Raw genomic sequence first — 18,822 nt, forward strand, 5'->3', positions numbered from 1 at the left:
CCCATTTAAAAACCAAACATATATCTAAGGTTTCTATTTCTTAGAGTCGGTGACTATCAAGGATTAAAATCCATCCACGGCCGATCCAAAATGTCGCGCATCCATCAAGATCCGGCAAAGAGATCGGCTGGAGCGCCGGATATGTGGAAAAAGTAAAACTTAGATCAATCTTTTGAAGGGTTTGGCTTGCCTTTTATTTCAGGCCTGTCTGGGGATAAAATGGGGAGGCTGGCTGAAAGCCGCAAATTATCCACATTGCCCACAATCTCCGGCGAAGCGTCCCCGGCCAAATTCGAAATGTGGAAAAGTCGGCGGTTTTCCACTTGCCCCCGACCGGCCGCTTCCCGTACCTCTCTTCTCTCCCGACATATCAACAGGCAATGGAAAGTAGCGTGGAAAACCGGACAAGCTTCTTTCATCTGCATCTGATTTCTGACTCAACCGGCGAGACTCTGATCTCCGCGGGCCGCGCCGCCTCGGTGCAATTCCATGCCAGCCAGCCGATCGAACATGTCTATCCCCTGATCAGGAACCGCAAGCAGCTCCTGCCGGTTCTGGAAGCGATCGACCATAGTCCCGGGATAGTCCTTTATACGATCGTCGACCGTGAACTTGCCGATTTCATCGCCGAGCGCTGCCGCGAGATGGGTGTGCCCTGCGTCAATGTCCTCGAGCCGGTAATGAATGTCTTCCAGACCTATCTCGGAGCGGCGTCCCGTCGCCGGGTCGGTGCCCAGCATGTGATGAATGCCGATTATTTCGCCCGCATCGAAGCGCTGAACTTCACTATGGATCATGATGATGGACAGATGCAGGATGATTATAATGACGCCGATGTCGTCATCATCGGCATCAGCCGGACATCGAAGACGCCGACCAGCATCTATCTTGCCAATAGAGGCATCAAGACGGCCAATATTCCGATCGTCCATGGTGTGCCTCTGCCCGAGAGTTTGATCCGGGCGACCAAACCGCTGATCGTCGGGCTGGTGGCGACCACTGATCGTATTTCGCAGGTTCGCGAAAACCGTATCCTCGGGGCGACGGCCGGTTTCGATCGTGGCGACTATGTCGATCGCGCGGCGATCTCCGAGGAGCTGAAATATGCCCGCTCGCTCTGCGCCCGGCACAATTGGCCTGTCATCGATGTCACCCGCCGCTCGATCGAAGAGACCGCGGCCGCCATTGTTGCCCTGCGCCCGAAGCTGCGCTAAGCGCTGGATACCAAGATTCCCCGAGGTTTATCCGATATGACAGCACCGCTCATTCTTGCCTCTTCCAGCCCGTTCCGGCGGATGCTGATGCAAAATGCCGGTCTGCATTTCCAGGCGGTGGCGGCTCAGATCGATGAACGCGCAATCGAAGCACCGCTGGAGAAGGATGGCGCCGGGCCGGATGCCGTGGCCCTGGTGCTGGCCAAAGCCAAGGCGAAAGAGGTGAGCGATCGTTTCCCCGACTCGCTCGTCATTGGTTCGGACCAGACGATGTCGCTCGGCGATGAAGTTTTTCATAAACCGAAAACGATGGCGGACGCCGAGAACCATCTGCGAAAACTGTCTGGCAAGACTCATCGTTTGAACAGTGCCATCGCACTGGCGCGCAATGGAGACATCATCTGGGAACATGTGTCCCATGCGGAATTGACCATGCGCGATCTTTCGGCCGATTTTGTCCACCGTCATCTGAGCCGTGTCGGCGACAAGGCGCTGTCGAGCGTCGGCGCCTATCAGCTTGAGGCTGAGGGGATACAGCTTTTCTCGAAAATCGACGGCGATTACTTTACCATCGTCGGATTGCCGATGCTGCCGCTCCTTCAGCAGCTTCGCGAATTGGGAGTGATCGATGGGTGATTCACGTGAAACATTTGGCCCCAACGCCTTCGTTACGGGCTATCCCATCAAGCATTCTCGCTCGCCTTTGATCCATGGCCATTGGCTTCGCACACTCGGTCTCGCCGGCAATTATCGTGCGCACGAGGTCTCGCCGGATGATTTCCCGGCCTTCATCGCTTCCTTGAAGGACGGTTCGAGCGGCTTTGTCGGCGGCAATGTGACGATCCCGCACAAGGAGACGGCATTCAAGCTGGCGGATCGCCCGGATGAATTGTCCGAGGAGCTCGGTGCTTCGAACACGCTCTGGCTTCAGGATGGCTTGCTGCATGCGACCAACACGGACGGCCGCGGTTTCACGGCCAATCTGGATGAGCGCCATCCCGGTTGGGATCGTACCGGACGAGTGGTGATCCTGGGTGCGGGCGGCGCGAGCCGCGCCGTCATCCAGGCGGTGCGCAATCGCGGCATTCCGGAAATTCACGTCGTTAATCGCACTGTCGAGCGGGCAAGGGAACTGGCCGATCGCTTCGGCGAGTGTGTCCATGCCCATCCGATGGCGGCGCTGGATGAGGTGATGCGAGGTGCCGGTCTTCTTGTCAATACCACCTCGCTTGGCATGGACGGTGAGGCGGCGCCGCAGATTGATTTTTCGCCGCTGGCCGAAAATGCCGTTGTCACCGATATTGTTTATGTGCCGCTGAAAACGCCGTTGCTTGCCCAGGCGGAAGAACAAGGCTTCGCCACAGTCGACGGGCTTGGCATGTTGCTGCATCAGGCTGTGCCGGGTTTTGAAAAATGGTTCGGCGAGCGTCCGGTGGTCGATGAGGCGCTCCGGGCGCTGATCATCGCCGATATGGAAAAACACTGATGATCCGCATTGGACTGACCGGATCGATCGGTATGGGAAAATCGACGTCGGGCAAGCTCTTCGCCGAAGCGGGCATCCCCGTGAATGATGCCGACGCAGTCGTGCATGATCTCTATAGTGGCGAAGCCGTTCCCCTGGTCGAAGCCGCTTTCCCCGGAACGACGAAGGATGGGGCCGTCGACCGGCAGGAGCTTGGCCGCAAACTCGCCTCCGATCCCTCCGGGTTCAAGCGACTTGAGGCCATTGTTCATCCGCTGGTGCGGCAGCGCGAACGAACGTTTCTCAAACGTCAGCGTGCCGCCGGTGCCGATATCGTCGTGCTCGATATCCCCCTGCTGTTCGAGACCGGCGCCAATGAACGGGTGGACAAGATCGTCGTCGTCAGTTGCGATCCACAGATTCAACGGGAAAGAGTGCTTGCCAGGCCGGGCATGACTGAGGAAAAATTCGCCATGATTCTCTCCCGCCAGACGCCGGATGCGGAGAAGCGGGCGCGGGCGGATTATGTCATCGACACCGGCGGCAGCATCGATGCGGCGCGGGAGCAGATAAAAGACATCATAGCCGACCTGCGGCAGCGATCGGCAGACAACGGATCTGCAGGCGGAGAGCCCTAATATGCGCGAAATTATTTTCGATACGGAAACGACCGGCCTCGACAACAGGGCCGACCGGGTCATCGAAATCGGTGGTATCGAGCTCTTCAATCACTTTCCGACCGGCAAGACCCTCCATCTCTATATCAATCCCGGCGACCGCAAGGTCCATCCGGACGCGCTTGCCGTGCACGGCATCACCGACGAATTCCTGAAGGACAAGCCGTCCTTTGCCGATGTCGCCGATGAAATCCTTGCCTTTTTCGGCGAAGCCAAGTGGATCGCCCACAATGCGACTTTCGATATGGGTTTCGTCAATGCCGAATTCGCGCGGCTTGGTCGGCCGCCGATCCTACCCGATACAGTGATCGACACGCTCGCCATGGCCCGGCGCAAACATCCGATGGGGCCGAACTCACTGGATGCACTCTGCCGGCGCTATGGCATCGACAATTCCCACCGCACCAAACACGGCGCGCTTCTCGACTCCGAATTGCTGGCTGAAGTCTATATCGAGATGATCGGCGGCCGGCAGACAGCCCTTGGTCTCGGCAGCATCAACGGTTCATCCGCACGCTCCCGTCAGGCCGACGATGCCGACGAGATCGTTGCGGATATCCTGGTGCGACCGACGCCGCTGGCGAGCAGATTGAGCGAGGCCGAGCTGGAAGATCACGCAGCGCTGATCGCCAAGCTTGGCGAAAAAGGCATCTGGTCGAAATACCGCGCCGCGAATTGAAGACATACTCTAAGCCCAAAAGAAAATGCCCGGATCGAAATCCGGGCATTTTTGTTTCTATCGATGGAATGGACCGAAGGCTTAGTTCGGAACCGCTTCGACCTGGGCGCGGGCCTGTTCTTCGGCGACACGCTGGGTGAACATCTGCGCGAAATCGATCGGGTCGATCATCAGCGGCGGGAAGCCGCCGTTGCGGGTGACGTCGGCGATGATCTGACGGGCGAAGGGGAAGAGCAGGCGCGGGCACTCGATGAAGAGCAGCGGCAGCATGTGTTCCTGCGGGAAACCGGTGACGCGGAAGACGCCGCCATAGACCAGCTCGGTGTGGAAGAGAACCCGTTCGCCATCCTTGGCTTCGGCATTCAGCGTCAGCACGACGTCGAAATCCGATTCCGACAGCGGATTGGCGTTGACGTTGACATTGATGTTGATATCGGGGGCGTTTTCCCGGGCCTGCAGCGAGCGCGGAGCACCAGGATTTTCGAAGGAAAGATCCTTGGTGTATTGAGCAAGGATGGAAAGGCTCGGGCTGGCTGCGCCGTTGCCGCTGTTCTCGTTGGCCATGGGGGTTTCCTCTGACGTCAATGGGTGTCGCCATCTAGCATTTCGAATAAGGGCTTACAACCCTTGAGGCTTCGGCCATCTTTGGCCGCTGTTGCCTACTCTTCAAGGCGCTTTTTGTCAGACCAAGGCGAGTTGCGGTTGGGCTCTCGATGAAAATCGGTCTCGTCCAGATCGACGACATGCCCGGGGCCGCGCGGCCCTGTTTGCGGGCCGGAAGCCGAACTCGGGCCTTGGCCGGTGCCGCGCCTGAAGGCACGCGAACTGCCCAGAACGACGATGCGTTTACGCAGGACCGTCCAGGCGAACTCACGCACGGCCGGAATGAAGAGCAGCAAACCGATAATATCAGAGATGAAGCCGGGTAGCATCAGCAGGAATGCGGCAACGACGATCATGGCTCCATGCACCATTTCGCGTCCCGGATCGCCGCCATTGCGGCTCTCGGCGGAGATGCGCTGCAGGATACCGATGCCCTGGATTCTGAGAAGAGCGGCACCCAGGAGGGCGCTGAGGATCACCAGCCCCAATGTCGCCCAGACGCCGACCATCTTGCCGACGATGATGAAGCCAGCGATTTCGGCAAGCGGCATCAGAAAGACGAAGACAGGTACGAGGGATAGGCGCATGTTAATGTGTCCTGGAAGCGGTGCTTATACGCTTAGCGTTAGTCCATCGCGCATAATAAAGATACCGGTCCGCTATTTGAATGATAGATCGATGCGGACTATATGGGGATTGAAACTCTCAATTTTAACGGCGGTTCCGATACGAGATGGGTGCAAACGACTTTGTGACGATCTTTTTCCTGGTGGCAGCGGTGCTGATCTTCTTTCAGCTCCGTAGCGTCCTTGGCCGCCGTACGGGGAACGAGAAGCCGCCGCGCGATCTCTACGGTTCCCCCGATTCGGCTACGGGTCCGACCGTACCGGATGCCGGCAAGGTAGTGACCCTGCCGCGCCGCGATGCAGCCGAGGATGAAGATCGTTTTGCGGCCATCGACGCCTTTGCGGCAGCCGGCACGCCGCTCAACGATTCGCTGCGCGAATTGAGCAAGGCCGATCCCAGCTTCAATCCGAAGGAATTCGTCAATGGCGCCCGCATGGCCTATGAGATGATCGTCATGGCCTTTGCCGATGGCGATCGCAAGGCGCTGAAGGGCCTGTTGTCGCGCGAGGTCTATGAAGGCTTCGATGCCGCCATTACAGAGCGCGAAACCAGGGGCGAAAAGGTAAAGTCCACCTTTGTCGGCATCGACAAGGCCGATATCGTCACCGCCGAGATGAAGGGGACGGAAGCCTTCGTGACGATGCGCATCGTCAGCCAGATGATTTCGGCGACCTACGATAAGGCCGGCACGCTGATTGACGGAGACGCCGAGGCGGTTGCCGAGATCAGCGATCTCTGGACCTTTGCCCGCGACAGCCGTTCGCGCGACCCGAACTGGAAACTCGTGGCGACCGAATCCGAACAATGACGACCCCATCGCAGGATTTCAGGCTTGAGCCGGCAACCTTCGCCGATCTGAAGGGCTGGAAGGACGACGATCCTTCCAGCCTTTTTCGTGCCATGAAGGACTGTCGGGACCATATCAGAGATGTAAAGCCCTACCGCACCGGTGCCGCCGGGCTGACCGCGAACGACCTCCTGACCCTGCTTGACGATGCAGAAGGCTACGCGCCCACGGACGTTGCCGAGGCCCGCGCCTTCTTCGAAGAACGCTGCCAGCCCTTTTTTATTCGCCGCGGCGACGGCGCCAGAGGTTTCGTAACAGCCTTCTATGAGCCGGAGATTGCAGTCTCCGCAACACCGGACGAGACCTATCGCTATCCGTTCTATCGCCGGCCGGACGATCTGATCGATCTCGACGATACCAACCGGCCCGCGAATCTCGATCCATCCTATATGTTCGGTCGTCTCAAGGATGGGAACATCTCCGCCTATCCGGACCGCGGCGAGATTGATCGGGGTTATCTGGAGGGCAGGGGCTTGGAGATCGCCTGGGCAAAGTCCAAGGTCGATGTCTTCTTTGTGCATGTGCAGGGCGCGGCGCGATTGCTCTATCCCGATGGACGCATGGGCCGCATCACCTATGCCGCCAAGGCCGGCCATCCCTTCTCGGCCGTCGGCCGCCTGCTGATTGACCGCGGCGTGCTCGATCGCGCGACGATTTCGATGCAGACGATCCGCGATTGGCTCTATGCCCATCCGCAGGAAGTCGATGAGGTCCTGTGGCACAACAGGTCCTACATCTTTTTCCGCGAGGCCGATGTCAGCGATCCGACGCTTGGTCCGATCGCAGCGGCGAAAGTGCCGCTGGTCGCCGGGCGCTCGCTGGCGGTCGACCGGCTGATCCACACCTTCGGCTTTCCTTTCTTCATCCAGTCGGAAAGCTTGACGCATCTCGACGGCGGCAAACCTTTCGGGCGGCTGATGCTGGCGCTCGATACCGGCTCAGCGATCGTCGGCCCGGCGCGTGGGGATATTTTTACCGGTTCCGGCTACGATGCGGGAGAGCTTGCCGGTACCGTGCGCAACGATGCGGATTTTTATATATTGGTTCCGAAGGCGGCAGCTCAGAGGTTCGGCTGATGGCTTCAGAACGACAGACCAAGGAACGAAAGCTCAGCACGGACGAGCGCATTCTCTGGGGCAAGGTGGCGAAAAGCACTCGGCCAATGCCGGAACGGCTCGCCGATATCGAAGCTTTCGACGAGGTTCTGGCGGCAGAGGCACGGGCGGAGGAGACCGCACGTGCCGAGAAGGAGAAAGCTTCGGCAGCGTCCCGAGATTCGCAAATTCCGCCGCCACCGGCCAAACCGCCTTCCGGCGCGCACCATCCGCTGGAGCGGCCGGTCAAGCGTAAGATCGCCAAGGGCCGGCTGGCGCTGGAAGCGCGGATCGACCTTCACGGGCTGATCCAGAGCGAGGCGCATGCGATGCTCCTCGATTTTCTTCTCCGCGCGCATCAGCGCGGCCTTCGCCATGTGCTAGTCATCACCGGCAAGGGCAGTTCCATGGGCAGCGAGGGTGCCTTGAAGCGTGCCGTGCCGATGTGGTTCTCCAAGCCGGAATTCCGGTTCCTGATTTCGTCCTATGAGACGGCGGCGCAGCATCATGGCGGCGACGGCGCCCTCTATATCCGCCTGTCGCGACTGAAAGGCGAGAAGCTGTGACCCCCTTTGGCGAAGCGGTAAGAAAGCTGAGAGCGCGCAAGGGTGTCTCGCAGAAGGAAATGGCCGCGGCGCTGAACGTGACTCCGGCTTATTTATCCGCTTTAGAACACGGAAAGCGCGGCACGCCGACTTTCGATCTGCTGCAGCGCATTGCCGGATATTTCAACATCATCTGGGACGAGGCGGAGGAATTGTTCCTCGTGGCACGCTTTTCCGACCCGCGCGTCGTCATCGACACCTCGGGCCTGGCGCCGGAATATACGGCCTTTGTCAATCGGTTGGCGGGCCGGATTCGCAGCCTCGATGCGGCAACGATTGGGGAGCTGTCCGAGCTTCTCGAAAATGCCGGCAAAAGCGGCTGAAAACCGCCTTAATCCCCTGCTTTATGCCTGATATGAGGGGCCTTCCATTTGGAAGTTCGGGGCGAAACATCCTATATTCAGGGAAAGAAAAACCGCTGATTCGGTAGAGATCGGCAGGGTTCTCTAAAACACTGGAAAGACTTCAATATATGACCGATACATCCGTAACCGAAAACGGCGGCAATGCCGAGTATGGCGCAGATTCCATCAAGGTTCTGAAGGGCCTTGATGCCGTGCGCAAGCGCCCCGGCATGTACATCGGCGACACGGATGACGGTTCGGGCCTGCACCACATGGTCTATGAGGTTGTCGACAACGCCATCGACGAGGCGCTGGCCGGCCATGCGGACATCGTTACGGTGACGCTCAATCCCGATGGTTCGGTGACCGTCACCGACAACGGCCGCGGCATCCCGACGGATATTCACACTGGCGAAGGCGTTTCCGCAGCCGAGGTCATCATGACCCAGCTCCACGCCGGCGGTAAATTCGACCAGAACTCCTACAAGGTCTCCGGCGGCCTGCACGGCGTCGGCGTTTCTGTCGTCAATGCCTTGTCCGTCTGGCTGAAACTGAAGATCCGCCGTCAAGGCAAGATCCATGAAATGAGCTTCACCCACGGCGTCGCCGACGCGCCGCTCAAGGAGACGGGTGATGCCGGCGCCGAGACCGGCACCGAAGTCAGCTTCATGCCGAGCTCGCAGACCTTTACCATGACGGAATTCGACTATGCGACGCTGGAACATCGCCTGCGCGAGCTTGCGTTCCTGAACTCCGGCGTCCGCATTCTTCTGACCGATAAGCGTCATTCCGACATCAGGCAGGAAGAGATGATCTATGACGGAGGCCTTGAGGCTTTCGTCGCCTTTCTCGATCGCGCCAAGAAGCCGCTGGTCGAAAAGCCGGTATCCATCCGTGGTGAAAAGGATGGCATCACCGTCGAAGTGGCGATGTGGTGGAACGACAGCTACCATGAAAACGTGCTCTGCTTCACCAACAACATCCCGCAGCGCGACGGTGGCACGCATATGGCGGGCTTCCGTGGCGCGCTGACACGCCAGATCACCTCCTATGCTGATACTTCCGGCATTACCAAGAAGGAAAAGGTGACGCTGACGGGCGATGATTGCCGCGAAGGCCTGACGGCGGTGCTTTCGGTCAAGGTTCCGGACCCGAAATTCTCCTCGCAGACTAAGGACAAGCTGGTGTCGTCGGAAGTGCGGCCGGTGGTCGAAAGCCTTGTCAACGAGGCGCTGAACACCTGGCTCGAAGAACATCCCGCCGATGCGAAGGTGCTGGTCGGCAAGGTCGTCGAAGCCGCCGCCGCCCGCGAAGCTGCCCGCAAGGCGCGCGAACTGACCCGGCGGAAGGGCGCGCTGGATATCGCTTCTCTCCCCGGTAAGCTTGCCGACTGCTCCGAACGCGATCCGGCCAAGTCCGAAGTCTTTCTGGTCGAGGGTGACTCGGCAGGCGGTTCGGCCAAGCAGGGCCGCTCGCGCGAAAACCAGGCGATCCTGCCGCTGCGCGGTAAGATCCTCAATGTCGAGCGCGCCCGCTTCGACAAGATGCTGTCGAGCCAGGAAATCGGCACGCTGATCACCGCACTCGGCACCGGCATCGGCAAGGACGAATTCAACGCCGACAAGCTGCGCTATCATAAGATCATCATCATGACGGACGCTGACGTAGACGGCGCCCATATTCGCACGCTGCTGCTCACCTTCTTCTTCCGGCAGATGCCTGATCTTATCGAGCGCGGCCATCTCTATATCGCTCAGCCGCCGCTCTATAAGGTGACGCGCGGCAAGTCGGTGCAATATGTGAAGGACGAGAAGGCGCTGGAGGAATATCTGATCGGCCAGGGTCTCGATGATGCCAGCCTGCGTCTCGGCACCGGTGAGGTTCGCGCCGGCCAGGATCTGCGGGAGGTCATTTCGGACGCCCTGCGTCTGCGCACGCTACTCGACAATCTGCATTCGCGTTATAACCGTTCCGTCATCGAACAAGCGGCGATTGCCGGCGCTCTGAATGCCGAACTCGTCAGCAACCAGGCACGTGCCGAAAGCCTGGTAAATGATGTCGCCAACCGGCTCGACATCATTGCCGAAGAAACTGAACGCGGCTGGACCGGCGGGCTCACCAGCGAAGGCGGCTTGCGTTTCGAGCGCATGGTGCGGGGCGTCAAGGAAGTCGTCGTTCTCGATATGGCGCTGATCGGCTCGCAGGACGCGCGCCTTATCGATCAGCTCGCCTCGCGCCTCAAGGAGATCTATAATCTGCCGCCGAAGCTCGTTCGCCGCGACGGCGAAACCGAGATTTCCGGTCCGCGCATGCTGCTGGAAACCATCTTTGCCAGTGGCCGCAAGGGTCTCACCATGCAGCGCTACAAGGGTCTTGGCGAAATGAATGCCGAGCAGCTTTGGGAAACGACACTCGATCCGAACGTCCGTTCGCTGCTGCAGGTCAAGGTCGCCGATGCGACCGATGCCGACGGTTTGTTTGCCCGGCTCATGGGCGACGAGGTGGAACCCCGGCGCGAATTCATTCAGGACAACGCCCTCAGCGTCGCCAATCTCGATATTTGACCGCCAATTTCAGAAATCAAAAAAGGCCCGCCTGAAGATCAGGCGGGCCTTTCCGTTTTAATATCAATTACTTGGCGATGAAGGTGCCGTTAAAGGCGACTTCGGAAAGCGGCTTGCGGTGGTTCGGCACTTCGCGTTCCCTCAGCTTCTCCGGAAGCTGATCCCTGTCGCCAACCTTGCCGATCGCAACGGCCGCCTCGACGCGGAAGCCTTCCGGAATGCCGAGAACTTCATAGGATTTCTCGACATGGAAACCGCCCATGCCGTGCGCTGCGTAGCCGGCTAGGTGCGCCTGCAGCGCCAGGAAGCCCCAGGCCGTACCAGTGTCGAAGGAGTGGCTGTAGTTGGGCTTCTGCTCGGCGGAGCCGAGTTCGCCGTTATGAGTGCGCGAAACGACGAAAAGCAGCGCCGCGGCGGATTTCGCCCAGCTCTGGTTGAACTCGATCAGCAGATCGAGGAATTTCTCCCAGTTTTCCGAGCCGCGCAGTGCGTAGACAAAGCGCCAGGGCTGCAGATTGGAGGCGGACGGCGCCCAGTGGGCGGCTTCCAGAATGGTCAGGAGATCGGCCTCCGGCATGGTTTCGTCGGAGAAGGCACGCGGCGACCAACGGTCGAGAAAGAGCTTGTCGATCGGATATTGCGATTCGCGGGTGTTGCTGGACGTCATGGGATTCTTTCCATCTGAGGGAGGCAGTCGCGGACCGTTGGGAGCGGACGAAGCGACTGGCTTTGGAGGATGCGAAGCGAACCTATACCCCGCTTGCGTCCGCAGTCCAGACCACGTCGAGCTCTTCGCGGAAGGCAAATCGCTTGAGGTGATCGGCCACCACATTCTGCATGCGCTCGAGGTCCTGCGGATTTTCGACGTGCAGGGTCATCAGCAAAGCGGAAGCATCGGCCGAAAACTCGACGGAGGTTTCGGGGCTGAACGGCACTTTGCCGGCGGTTTCGTTGAATTCGACGATGAATTTGTGACTCCAGTGCTTGCAAAGCTGCTGCAGATAGCGACTGGCATGGTCGGTTTTCACGGAAGAAACGGAAGTAGGCATAGGGGGCTCCGATAACTGGAATATAGGAGGCAAGTTTATAGTCGTATCCGGCGCTGCCCGGTAGACAGTCTGTTTCAACATTACGTTATTTCGGTGAAATCCGATTTCGCTATGATCGCGCCCAACAGAACGCGCGCGAATTGGAGACAGAACCTTGCTGGTGAACGGAAAGTGGATGGAAGACTGGCAGCCCGTCCAGGCCAAGGATGAAAAGGGCGGCTTCGTTCGCCAGACATCGAGCTTCCGCAATTGGGTGACATCGGATGGGCGACCAGGCCCGACGGGTGAGGGTGGTTTTGCAGCCGAAGCCGGCCGTTACCATCTCTATGTCGCGCTGATCTGCCCCTGGGCTTCGCGCACGCTCATCGGCCGCAAGCTGAAGGGTTTGGAAGAGGTCATTTCCGTATCGGTGGTCGAGCCGGCCTTGAGCAAGCAAGGCTGGCGGTTCGGCGATTACCCCGGCGCGACCGACGATCCGGTCAACGGCGCCAGCTATGTGCACGAAATCTATACGAAGGCCGATCCGCTCTTCTCCGGCCGCGCCACCGTGCCGGTGCTTTGGGACAAGCGGAAGGGCACGATCGTCAACAACGAATCCGCTGATATTCTGCGCATGTTGAACGACGGTTTCGGCGATCTCGCCAGCCATGCGATCGATCTTTATCCGGCCGGCCGGCGCGAAGATATCGATGCTTTCAGCGCCCGCATCTATCCGGTCCTCAACAATGGCGTCTACCGCACCGGTTTCGCGACGACACAGATCGCCTATGAAGAAGCCTTCCGCGATGTGTTCGATTGCCTCGATTGGGTTGAAGGCGAACTGGAGGGCAAGGACTTCCTCTTCGCCGAGCACCCGACCGAGAGCGACATCAGGCTTTTCGTGACCCTCGTTCGCTTCGATCTTGCCTATCACGGCCTGTTCAAATGCAATCTCCGCCGCCTGTCGGACTATGCCAACCTCCAGGCCTTCTGCCGTCGCATGCTCGATTGGCCCGGCATCGCCGAGACCGTCAGCTTCGACCATATCAAGCGCGGCTATTACTCCATCGCGGCACTCAATCCGACTGGAATTGTGCCGGCTGGCCCTGCGCTCGACGAGCTTTTCTGATACTCGACCGCCTCAGAAAACCGGTCTAAGGTCGCCTCGTTCTGACGAAGTGTGGAGGCGGTCATGGATTGGGAGGAGTTTCGGCGCTGGTCGGAAAAGGCGGCGGATTGGGGGGCGGACTATCGCGCATCGCTCCGCGACCGGCCGGTGCGGGCCCAGACGAAGCCCGGCGAAATCGCAGCGCATATCGCGGATTCTCCGCCCGAATCCGGCGAAGCGATGGAGGATATCTTCAAGGATTTTGAGGATATCCTCGTTCCCGGCATGACGCACTGGCAGCACCCGCGCTTCTTCGCCTATTTCCCCGCCAATGCCGCCCCGGTCTCGGTCGTCGCCGAATATCTCGTCAGCGCGATCGCCGCCCAATGCATGCTCTGGCAGACCTCGCCTTCCGCCACCGAGCTGGAAACCAAGGTAGTCGACTGGCTGCGCCAGGCACTTGGATTGCCCGAGGGCTTCACCGGCGTCATCCAGGATTCCGCCTCGACGGCGACGCTGGCAGCGGTTCTGGTCATGCGCGAACGAGCGCTCGGCTGGCAGGGCAACAGTCAAGGGCTTGCGGCGAACAAAACCATCCGCATCTATTCCACCGATCAGGTCCATACGTCGATCGATCGCGCCATCTGGATATCCGGCATCGGCTCGGAGAACCTGGTCCGTATCCCTTCCATCGGCCCGAACCACGCTATGGATACCGAGGCGCTCGCTGCTGCGATCGAACAGGATCGCGCGGCGGGCCTGCTGCCGGCCGGCGTCATCGCGTGTGTTGGCGGCACGAGTATCGGCGGCTGCGATGATATTGCAGCGGTCGCCGAAGTCGCACACGCCCAAGGGCTCTATGTGCATGTCGACGCAGCCTGGGCCGGCTCGGCCATGATCTGCCCCGAATTCCGGGCGTTGTGGCAGGGCGTCGAACAGGCCGATTCCATCGTCTTCAATCCGCATAAATGGCTTGGTGCGCAGTTCGATTGCTCCGTGCAGTTCATCCGCGAGCCGGAATCCCTTGTGCGGACGCTGGCAATTCATCCGGAATTTCTGCGCACCCATGGTCACGATGGTATCATCAATTATTCCGAATGGTCCGTGCCGCTCGGTCGCCGCTTCCGCGCGCTGAAACTCTGGTTCCTGTTGCGCTATCACGGTCTCGAAGGCCTGCGCACGATGATCCGCAACCATGTTGCCTGGTCCGAGACCCTGGCAAAACGTCTGGCCGCCGAGCCGGATTTCGAGATCGTCACCAAGCCGTTCCTGTCGCTCTTCTCCTTCGATCACAAGGCACCCGCCGGCATCGAGCAGGAAAGCCATACCCAGCGCCTGATTGCCGCCATCAACAATGATGGCCGCATCTATCTGACGCAGACGCGGGTCGATGGCAGGCTGGTCATTCGCTTTCAGGCCGGACAGTTCGAGACGACGGCGGAAGATGTCGATATCGCCTTTGCCACCATTGTCGAAATCGCGCGCTCCTTGCCATCGTCATAGGAACGCCGTTGTTCCGGTGCAGGCGGGCGAGACATGTTAGGCCAGAAATCGATGGGTGACACTGATGAATAATTCGTTCATATATGGTGAAACCAATCTCATCTTTGAAAATGCAGGGAAGGAAGACCTATGAAATTGTTGCGTGTTGGCGATGCCGGCAAGGAAAAGCCGGCGCTTCTGGATAGCGACGGCAAGATCCGCGATCTCTCCGCTCACGTCGCCGATATCGGCGGCGAGGCGATTTCGCCTGCCGGCCTGGCGAAGATCGCCGCGCTCGATCCGAAGAGCCTGCCGGAATTGGCGGAAGGCCGTATCGGCGCTTGCGTCGCCGGCACCGGCAAGTTCATCTGCATCGGCCTGAACTTCTCCGACCATGCCGCCGAAACCGGCGCCACCGTGCCGCCGGAGCCGATCATCTTCATGAAGGCAACTTCTGCCATCGTCGGCCCGAACGACAACGTGCTGATCCCACGCGGCTCGGAAAAGACCGATTGGGAAGTCGAGCTCGGCGTGGTCATCGGCAAGACCGCGAAATACGTCAGCGAGGCCGACGCATTGGATTATGTCGCCGGTTACTGCGTTTCCCACGACGTCTCCGAACGCGGCTTCCAGACTGAGCGTTCGGGACAGTGGACCAAGGGCAAGTCCTGCGACACCTTCGGCCCGATCGGCCCCTGGCTCGTCACCAAGGACGAAGTCGCCGATCCGCAGAAGCTTGGCATGTGGCTGAAGGTCAACGGCCAGATGATGCAGAACGGCTCGACCAAGACCATGGTCTATGGCGTCGCCTACCTCGTCTCGTATCTCAGCCAGTTCATGTCGCTGCATCCGGGCGATGTCATCTCCACGGGCACGCCTCCGGGCGTCGGCATGGGCATGAAGCCGCCGCAATATCTGAAGCCCGGCGACGTCGTCGAGCTCGGCATGGAAGGTCTCGGCACGCAGCGTCAAACCTTCCTGGCTGACGCTTGATGAACGTGCACGATCAGGAACTTTAACGTTTTGAGACCATTATTGATGCCGGAGAGACGATTCTCCGGCATTTTTACATGCGCAAGATTCCGAAAGGGTTATGTTGCCCTGCAACAAAAACTGATAGTCTCAACAGAAAGAGCTTCATGGACGAGGCGCGCGCTGGGGGTAGCGTTCTCGTCTGATCACCTCGAAAGGTAATGATTTTATGTTTTATCAGCTTTATGAACTCAATCATGCCGCCCTCGCACCCTTCCGCGCCGCTGCCGACATGATGCGCCTGGCCTATGCCAATCCGCTAAACCCTCTGTCCCATACGATGCTTGGCCGCACGTTGACGGCAAGTCTCGAAGTCTTCGAGCGCACCACCCGCCGCTACGGCAAGCCGGAATTCGGCCTGCCTGAAACCTCGATCGAAGGAAAGCCGGTCTCGGTCTACGAAAAGATCGTCTGGAACAAGCCCTTCTGCAATCTCATCCATTTCGAGCGCAGCCTGCCCGCCGGCCATGGCAGCGATCCGCGCATCCTGATTGTCGCGCCGATGTCGGGTCACTATGCGACGCTGCTGCGCGGGACGGTAGAAGCGCTGCTACCTAATGCCGATATCTACATCACCGATTGGATCGATGCCCGCATGGTGCCGATGACCGAAGGCACCTTCGATCTGGAAGATTACATCGATTACGTCATCGAGATGCTGCATCATCTCGGGCCGGACACCCATGTCATTGCCGTCTGTCAGCCCTCCGTGCCGGTCCTGGCCGCAGCCGCGGTGATGGAAGCGGCCGGCGATCCGCTGTCGCCCTCGTCGATGACGCTGATGGGTGGTCCGATCGACACGCGCATCAACCCGACGGCAGTAAACCAGCTTGCCAAGGACAGGCCGCTCGAATGGTTCGCCGACAATGTCGTCATGAACGTGCCCTGGCCGCAGCCGGGCTTCATGCGCCCGGTCTATCCCGGTTTCCTGCAGCTCTCCGGCTTCATGTCGATGAACCTCGACCGGCACATGATCGCGCATAAGGACTTCTTCATGCACCTCGTCAAGAACGACGGCGAGCCGGAGAAGCACCGCGATTTCTATGACGAATATCTGGCGGTCATGGATCTGACGGCGGAATTCTACCTGCAGACCGTCGATCAGGTGTTCATGAAGCACGCGCTGCCGAAGGGTGAGCTGACGCACCGCGGCCAGCGCGTCGATCCGACGGCGATCCGTAATGTCGCCCTGCTGACAGTCGAAGGCGAAAACGACGACATTTCCGGTGTCGGTCAAACCAAGGCGGCGCAGACCATCTGCACCAACATTCCCGACGATATGCGGATGCACTACCTGCAGCCGGATGTCGGCCATTACGGCGTCTTCAACGGTTCGCGTTTCCGTCGCGAAATCGCGCCGCGCATCGTCGCTTTCACCCGCGAACATAGCCGCACCGGAAAGCCAGTGGTCAAGCGTGTGATCAAGGGCGGCAAATCTGCCTGAAATTGCAAATAATTAGCTTTTGTTGAATTATTGGGCCGGATTCAAGGGCTTGTCCGATTTTCCCGGCAAAAGCCATTGAAGGCTCACGAAGAGGTTACCATCTCGATTCCAGCGGTTCGGCATGTGGCCGGGCCGCCTTACTGCGAGGATACCTCACGATGAACCACCAGTCAGCATTGCTTCGCCCGGATTGGACTCCGGCTACCATTGCCCTGATGATACTTGGCTTCGTGGTCTTCTGGCCTCTGGGTCTCGCCATGCTTGCCTATATTCTCTTCGGCGAACGCCTGAGAGATTTCAAACGGGATGTGAACCAGAAGGCCGACGGCATGTTTGCCGGCTGCGGCCGCCACCGCGGCCGTTATCGCCAGCATTTTTCCACCGGCAATGTCGCCTTCGACGATTGGCGCCGGGCAGAGCTGGAGCGCCTCGAAGAGGAGCGCCGCAAACTCGATGAAATGCGTGCCGAGTTCGACACCTACGTCCGCGAACTGCGCCGCGCCAAGGATCAGGAAGAGTTCGACCGTTTCATGCGCGACCGTAACAACGTCAAGCGCAACGATGACAACGGCCCGGCTTCCGAATTTAAAACGCCGTAATTACAACAGCTTTTCCAGTCAGAACCGGCATCCGGCGATGCCGGTTTTTCTTTGCCAGAAACCCCAGCGAATCGCATAAAACTGCTTTTCATGTTTCCGCTTTCGTCCAGATCCCGCCGACCTGTTCCCAAGCCGCCCGCGCCGGAAACGCGCACCTTGGACGTGGCCGGGCGGCTGATGCCCCTGACGATCCGTCAGCATGAGCGCGCAACGCGGATCACGCTCAGGATCGAGCCCGGCGGACGGGCGCTGAAGATGACCATTCCGCGCGGCCTCGCCGCCCGCGAGGTCAATGCCTTCCTCGACCGGCATCAGGGCTGGCTGCTGACCAAGCTTGCGAAATTCTCCACCCAGGCAAATCTTCAGAGCGGCAGCGAAATCCTCCTGCGCGGTATCCGCCATCGCATCGAGCATACCGGCAGCCTGCGCGGCCTGACCGAGGCTGTCAACGCCGATGGTTTGCCAGTGCTGCGTGTCAGCGGCCTGCCGGAACATGCCGGCCGGCGCATCGCCACCTTCCTCAAGAAGGAGGCCCGCGCCGATCTGGAAAAGCTGGTGGCGTTGCACGCGAAAGCGATCCGCGCCACGGTCTCCTCCATCAGCATGAAGGATACCCGCAGCCGCTGGGGTTCCTGCTCCTCGGGCGGAAATCTGAGCTTCTCCTGGCGCATCGTCATGGCGCCGCCGCTGGTGATCGACTATCTCGCCGCCCACGAGGTCGCGCACCTACGCGAAATGAACCACGGCCCGCGCTTCTGGGCCCTCTGCCGCAAGCTCTGCCCCGACATGGACGAAGCCAAGGCCTGGCTGAAGCGTCATGGCAGCCAGCTGCACGCGATCGATTTTGATTGAGCAGGCCGCGGAAGGCGGCTGAACTTCCTCATTCGACGGCGTTGTCAGGCGCAGCAATGCGGATGGGACGTGTTCCAATCTGCGCGCCGGTTGCCCGGTCGATGGTGACGGGATCGATTTCGGTACCCGTCTCGGCGTCGAAAAACCGGGTCACATCATTGCAGGGGCGATGCTTCCGTCCCCATGCTCCAATCGCAAACAGCACGGGAAGGAAGTCCTGGCCCGCCTCTGTCAGCACGTATTCATCGCGCGGAGGCCGCTCCGAGTAGCGTCGCTTTTCCAGCAGACCATCTTCCGTAAGCGCGGCCAGTCGGGCAGTCAGCATTGTCGGCGCGATGCCAAGGCTCTTGCGGAATTCGTCAAAGCGAGTGAGCCCCGTATGGGCGTCCCGCATGATCAGCATGCTCCACGCATCGCCTACCAATGCAAGGCTGCGGGCGATGAGGCATGGCTGGTTCGAAAGATTCTTCATGTCGATATCTTTTTGATAGTGACTTACTACTGAATTGATAGTAACAGGTTGTTCGTTGATGTTCCATGCCAAAATGAAAGCAGAGA

General features: G+C 59.5%; 21 protein-coding genes. 16 read left to right on the forward strand and 5 right to left on the reverse strand.

What is annotated here, in order from left to right; translation table 11 throughout:
• The first annotated feature begins 392 nt into the window (after nt 1-392).
• Genes NXC24_RS00005 through dnaQ form a run of 5 tightly spaced genes read left to right on the forward strand, consistent with a single transcriptional unit; the run spans nt 393 to nt 4,035 of the window.
• The gene (locus NXC24_RS00005; RefSeq protein WP_104821430.1) at nt 393-1,214 is read left to right on the forward strand and encodes a pyruvate, water dikinase regulatory protein; all 822 of its coding nucleotides are present in this window, start codon (nt 393-395) and stop codon (nt 1,212-1,214) included.
• Between the two features lie 36 nt (nt 1,215-1,250).
• Nucleotides 1,251-1,850, forward strand: a complete 600-nt coding sequence (locus NXC24_RS00010; protein WP_104821431.1) for a Maf-like protein — start codon at nt 1,251-1,253, stop codon at nt 1,848-1,850.
• Nucleotides 1,843-2,700: a shikimate dehydrogenase gene (locus NXC24_RS00015; protein ID WP_104821432.1), complete on the forward strand. Its 858-nt coding sequence runs from the start codon at nt 1,843-1,845 to the stop codon at nt 2,698-2,700. Before NXC24_RS00010 ends, NXC24_RS00015 begins: the two co-directional genes overlap by 8 nt.
• Nucleotides 2,700-3,317, forward strand: coding sequence for a dephospho-CoA kinase (coaE, locus tag NXC24_RS00020; RefSeq protein WP_104821433.1), 618 nt, complete (start codon nt 2,700-2,702; stop codon nt 3,315-3,317). Before NXC24_RS00015 ends, coaE begins: the two co-directional genes overlap by 1 nt.
• Before the next feature lies 1 nt (nt 3,318).
• Nucleotides 3,319-4,035, forward strand: coding sequence for a DNA polymerase III subunit epsilon (gene dnaQ, locus NXC24_RS00025; RefSeq protein WP_104821434.1), 717 nt, complete (start codon nt 3,319-3,321; stop codon nt 4,033-4,035).
• Nucleotides 4,036-4,116: 81 nt separating this feature from the next.
• Here dnaQ and secB read toward each other — a convergent pair whose 3' ends face one another.
• Nucleotides 4,117-4,599, reverse strand: coding sequence for a protein-export chaperone SecB (gene secB / locus NXC24_RS00030; RefSeq protein WP_104821435.1), 483 nt, complete (start codon nt 4,597-4,599; stop codon nt 4,117-4,119).
• Between the two features lie 95 nt (nt 4,600-4,694).
• Nucleotides 4,695-5,225 carry an FxsA family protein gene (locus tag NXC24_RS00035; protein ID WP_104821436.1) on the reverse strand — a complete coding sequence of 177 codons (531 nt, stop codon included), beginning with the start codon at nt 5,223-5,225 and terminating at the stop codon, nt 4,695-4,697.
• Between the two features lie 146 nt (nt 5,226-5,371).
• Between NXC24_RS00035 and NXC24_RS00040 the strand changes: the two genes are divergently transcribed.
• The 5 genes from NXC24_RS00040 (at nt 5,372) to gyrB (ending at nt 10,719) form a co-directional block, all read left to right on the forward strand.
• Nucleotides 5,372-6,073 carry a Tim44/TimA family putative adaptor protein gene (locus NXC24_RS00040; RefSeq protein WP_104821437.1) on the forward strand — a complete coding sequence of 234 codons (702 nt, stop codon included), beginning with the start codon at nt 5,372-5,374 and terminating at the stop codon, nt 6,071-6,073.
• Nucleotides 6,070-7,188 carry a murein transglycosylase A gene (locus NXC24_RS00045; protein ID WP_104821438.1) on the forward strand — a complete coding sequence of 373 codons (1,119 nt, stop codon included), beginning with the start codon at nt 6,070-6,072 and terminating at the stop codon, nt 7,186-7,188. Before NXC24_RS00040 ends, NXC24_RS00045 begins: the two co-directional genes overlap by 4 nt.
• On the forward strand, nt 7,188-7,772 hold the full coding sequence (locus NXC24_RS00050) for a Smr/MutS family protein (RefSeq protein ID WP_104821439.1): 585 nt from the start codon (nt 7,188-7,190) through the stop codon (nt 7,770-7,772). The genes NXC24_RS00045 and NXC24_RS00050 overlap by 1 nt, the downstream gene beginning before the upstream one ends.
• Nucleotides 7,769-8,134: a helix-turn-helix transcriptional regulator gene (locus tag NXC24_RS00055; RefSeq protein ID WP_104821440.1), complete on the forward strand. Its 366-nt coding sequence runs from the start codon at nt 7,769-7,771 to the stop codon at nt 8,132-8,134. The genes NXC24_RS00050 and NXC24_RS00055 overlap by 4 nt, the downstream gene beginning before the upstream one ends.
• Nucleotides 8,135-8,283: 149 nt before the next feature.
• Entirely contained in the window at nt 8,284-10,719 is a 2,436-nt protein-coding gene (gyrB, locus tag NXC24_RS00060) for a DNA topoisomerase (ATP-hydrolyzing) subunit B (RefSeq protein WP_104821441.1), read from the forward strand.
• Nucleotides 10,720-10,786: 67 nt separating this feature from the next.
• On the opposite strand, the gene NXC24_RS00065 is transcribed toward gyrB, so the two are convergent.
• The gene (locus tag NXC24_RS00065) at nt 10,787-11,386 is read right to left on the reverse strand and encodes a nitroreductase family protein (protein ID WP_104821442.1); all 600 of its coding nucleotides are present in this window, start codon (nt 11,384-11,386) and stop codon (nt 10,787-10,789) included.
• An 82-nt stretch (nt 11,387-11,468) separates the two neighbouring features.
• Nucleotides 11,469-11,768 carry a DUF2218 domain-containing protein gene (locus NXC24_RS00070; protein WP_104821443.1) on the reverse strand — a complete coding sequence of 100 codons (300 nt, stop codon included), beginning with the start codon at nt 11,766-11,768 and terminating at the stop codon, nt 11,469-11,471.
• 154 nt (nt 11,769-11,922) lie between these two features.
• Between NXC24_RS00070 and NXC24_RS00075 the strand changes: the two genes are divergently transcribed.
• The 6 genes from NXC24_RS00075 (at nt 11,923) to NXC24_RS00100 (ending at nt 18,264) form a co-directional block, all read left to right on the forward strand.
• A complete protein-coding gene (locus tag NXC24_RS00075) occupies nt 11,923-12,876 on the forward strand; it encodes a glutathione S-transferase family protein (RefSeq protein ID WP_104821444.1) in 954 nt (317 codons plus the stop codon).
• 63 nt (nt 12,877-12,939) lie between these two features.
• Nucleotides 12,940-14,358 carry a pyridoxal-dependent decarboxylase gene (locus tag NXC24_RS00080; RefSeq protein WP_104821445.1) on the forward strand — a complete coding sequence of 473 codons (1,419 nt, stop codon included), beginning with the start codon at nt 12,940-12,942 and terminating at the stop codon, nt 14,356-14,358.
• Nucleotides 14,359-14,487: 129 nt separating this feature from the next.
• Nucleotides 14,488-15,330, forward strand: a complete 843-nt coding sequence (locus NXC24_RS00085) for a fumarylacetoacetate hydrolase family protein (protein WP_104821446.1) — start codon at nt 14,488-14,490, stop codon at nt 15,328-15,330.
• Nucleotides 15,331-15,538: 208 nt separating this feature from the next.
• Nucleotides 15,539-16,813 carry a polyhydroxyalkanoate depolymerase gene (gene phaZ, locus NXC24_RS00090; RefSeq protein ID WP_104821447.1) on the forward strand — a complete coding sequence of 425 codons (1,275 nt, stop codon included), beginning with the start codon at nt 15,539-15,541 and terminating at the stop codon, nt 16,811-16,813.
• 158 nt (nt 16,814-16,971) lie between these two features.
• On the forward strand, nt 16,972-17,412 hold the full coding sequence (locus tag NXC24_RS00095; RefSeq protein ID WP_104821448.1) for a DUF2852 domain-containing protein: 441 nt from the start codon (nt 16,972-16,974) through the stop codon (nt 17,410-17,412).
• 90 nt (nt 17,413-17,502) lie between these two features.
• On the forward strand, nt 17,503-18,264 hold the full coding sequence (locus NXC24_RS00100) for a SprT family zinc-dependent metalloprotease (RefSeq protein WP_104821449.1): 762 nt from the start codon (nt 17,503-17,505) through the stop codon (nt 18,262-18,264).
• 28 nt (nt 18,265-18,292) lie between these two features.
• Here NXC24_RS00100 and NXC24_RS00105 read toward each other — a convergent pair whose 3' ends face one another.
• Nucleotides 18,293-18,736 carry a helix-turn-helix domain-containing protein gene (locus NXC24_RS00105; RefSeq protein WP_104821450.1) on the reverse strand — a complete coding sequence of 148 codons (444 nt, stop codon included), beginning with the start codon at nt 18,734-18,736 and terminating at the stop codon, nt 18,293-18,295.
• Nucleotides 18,737-18,822 lie beyond the last annotated feature (86 nt).

The organism is Rhizobium sp. NXC24 (assembly GCF_002944315.1).
Classification (GTDB): Bacteria; Pseudomonadota; Alphaproteobacteria; order Rhizobiales; family Rhizobiaceae; genus Rhizobium.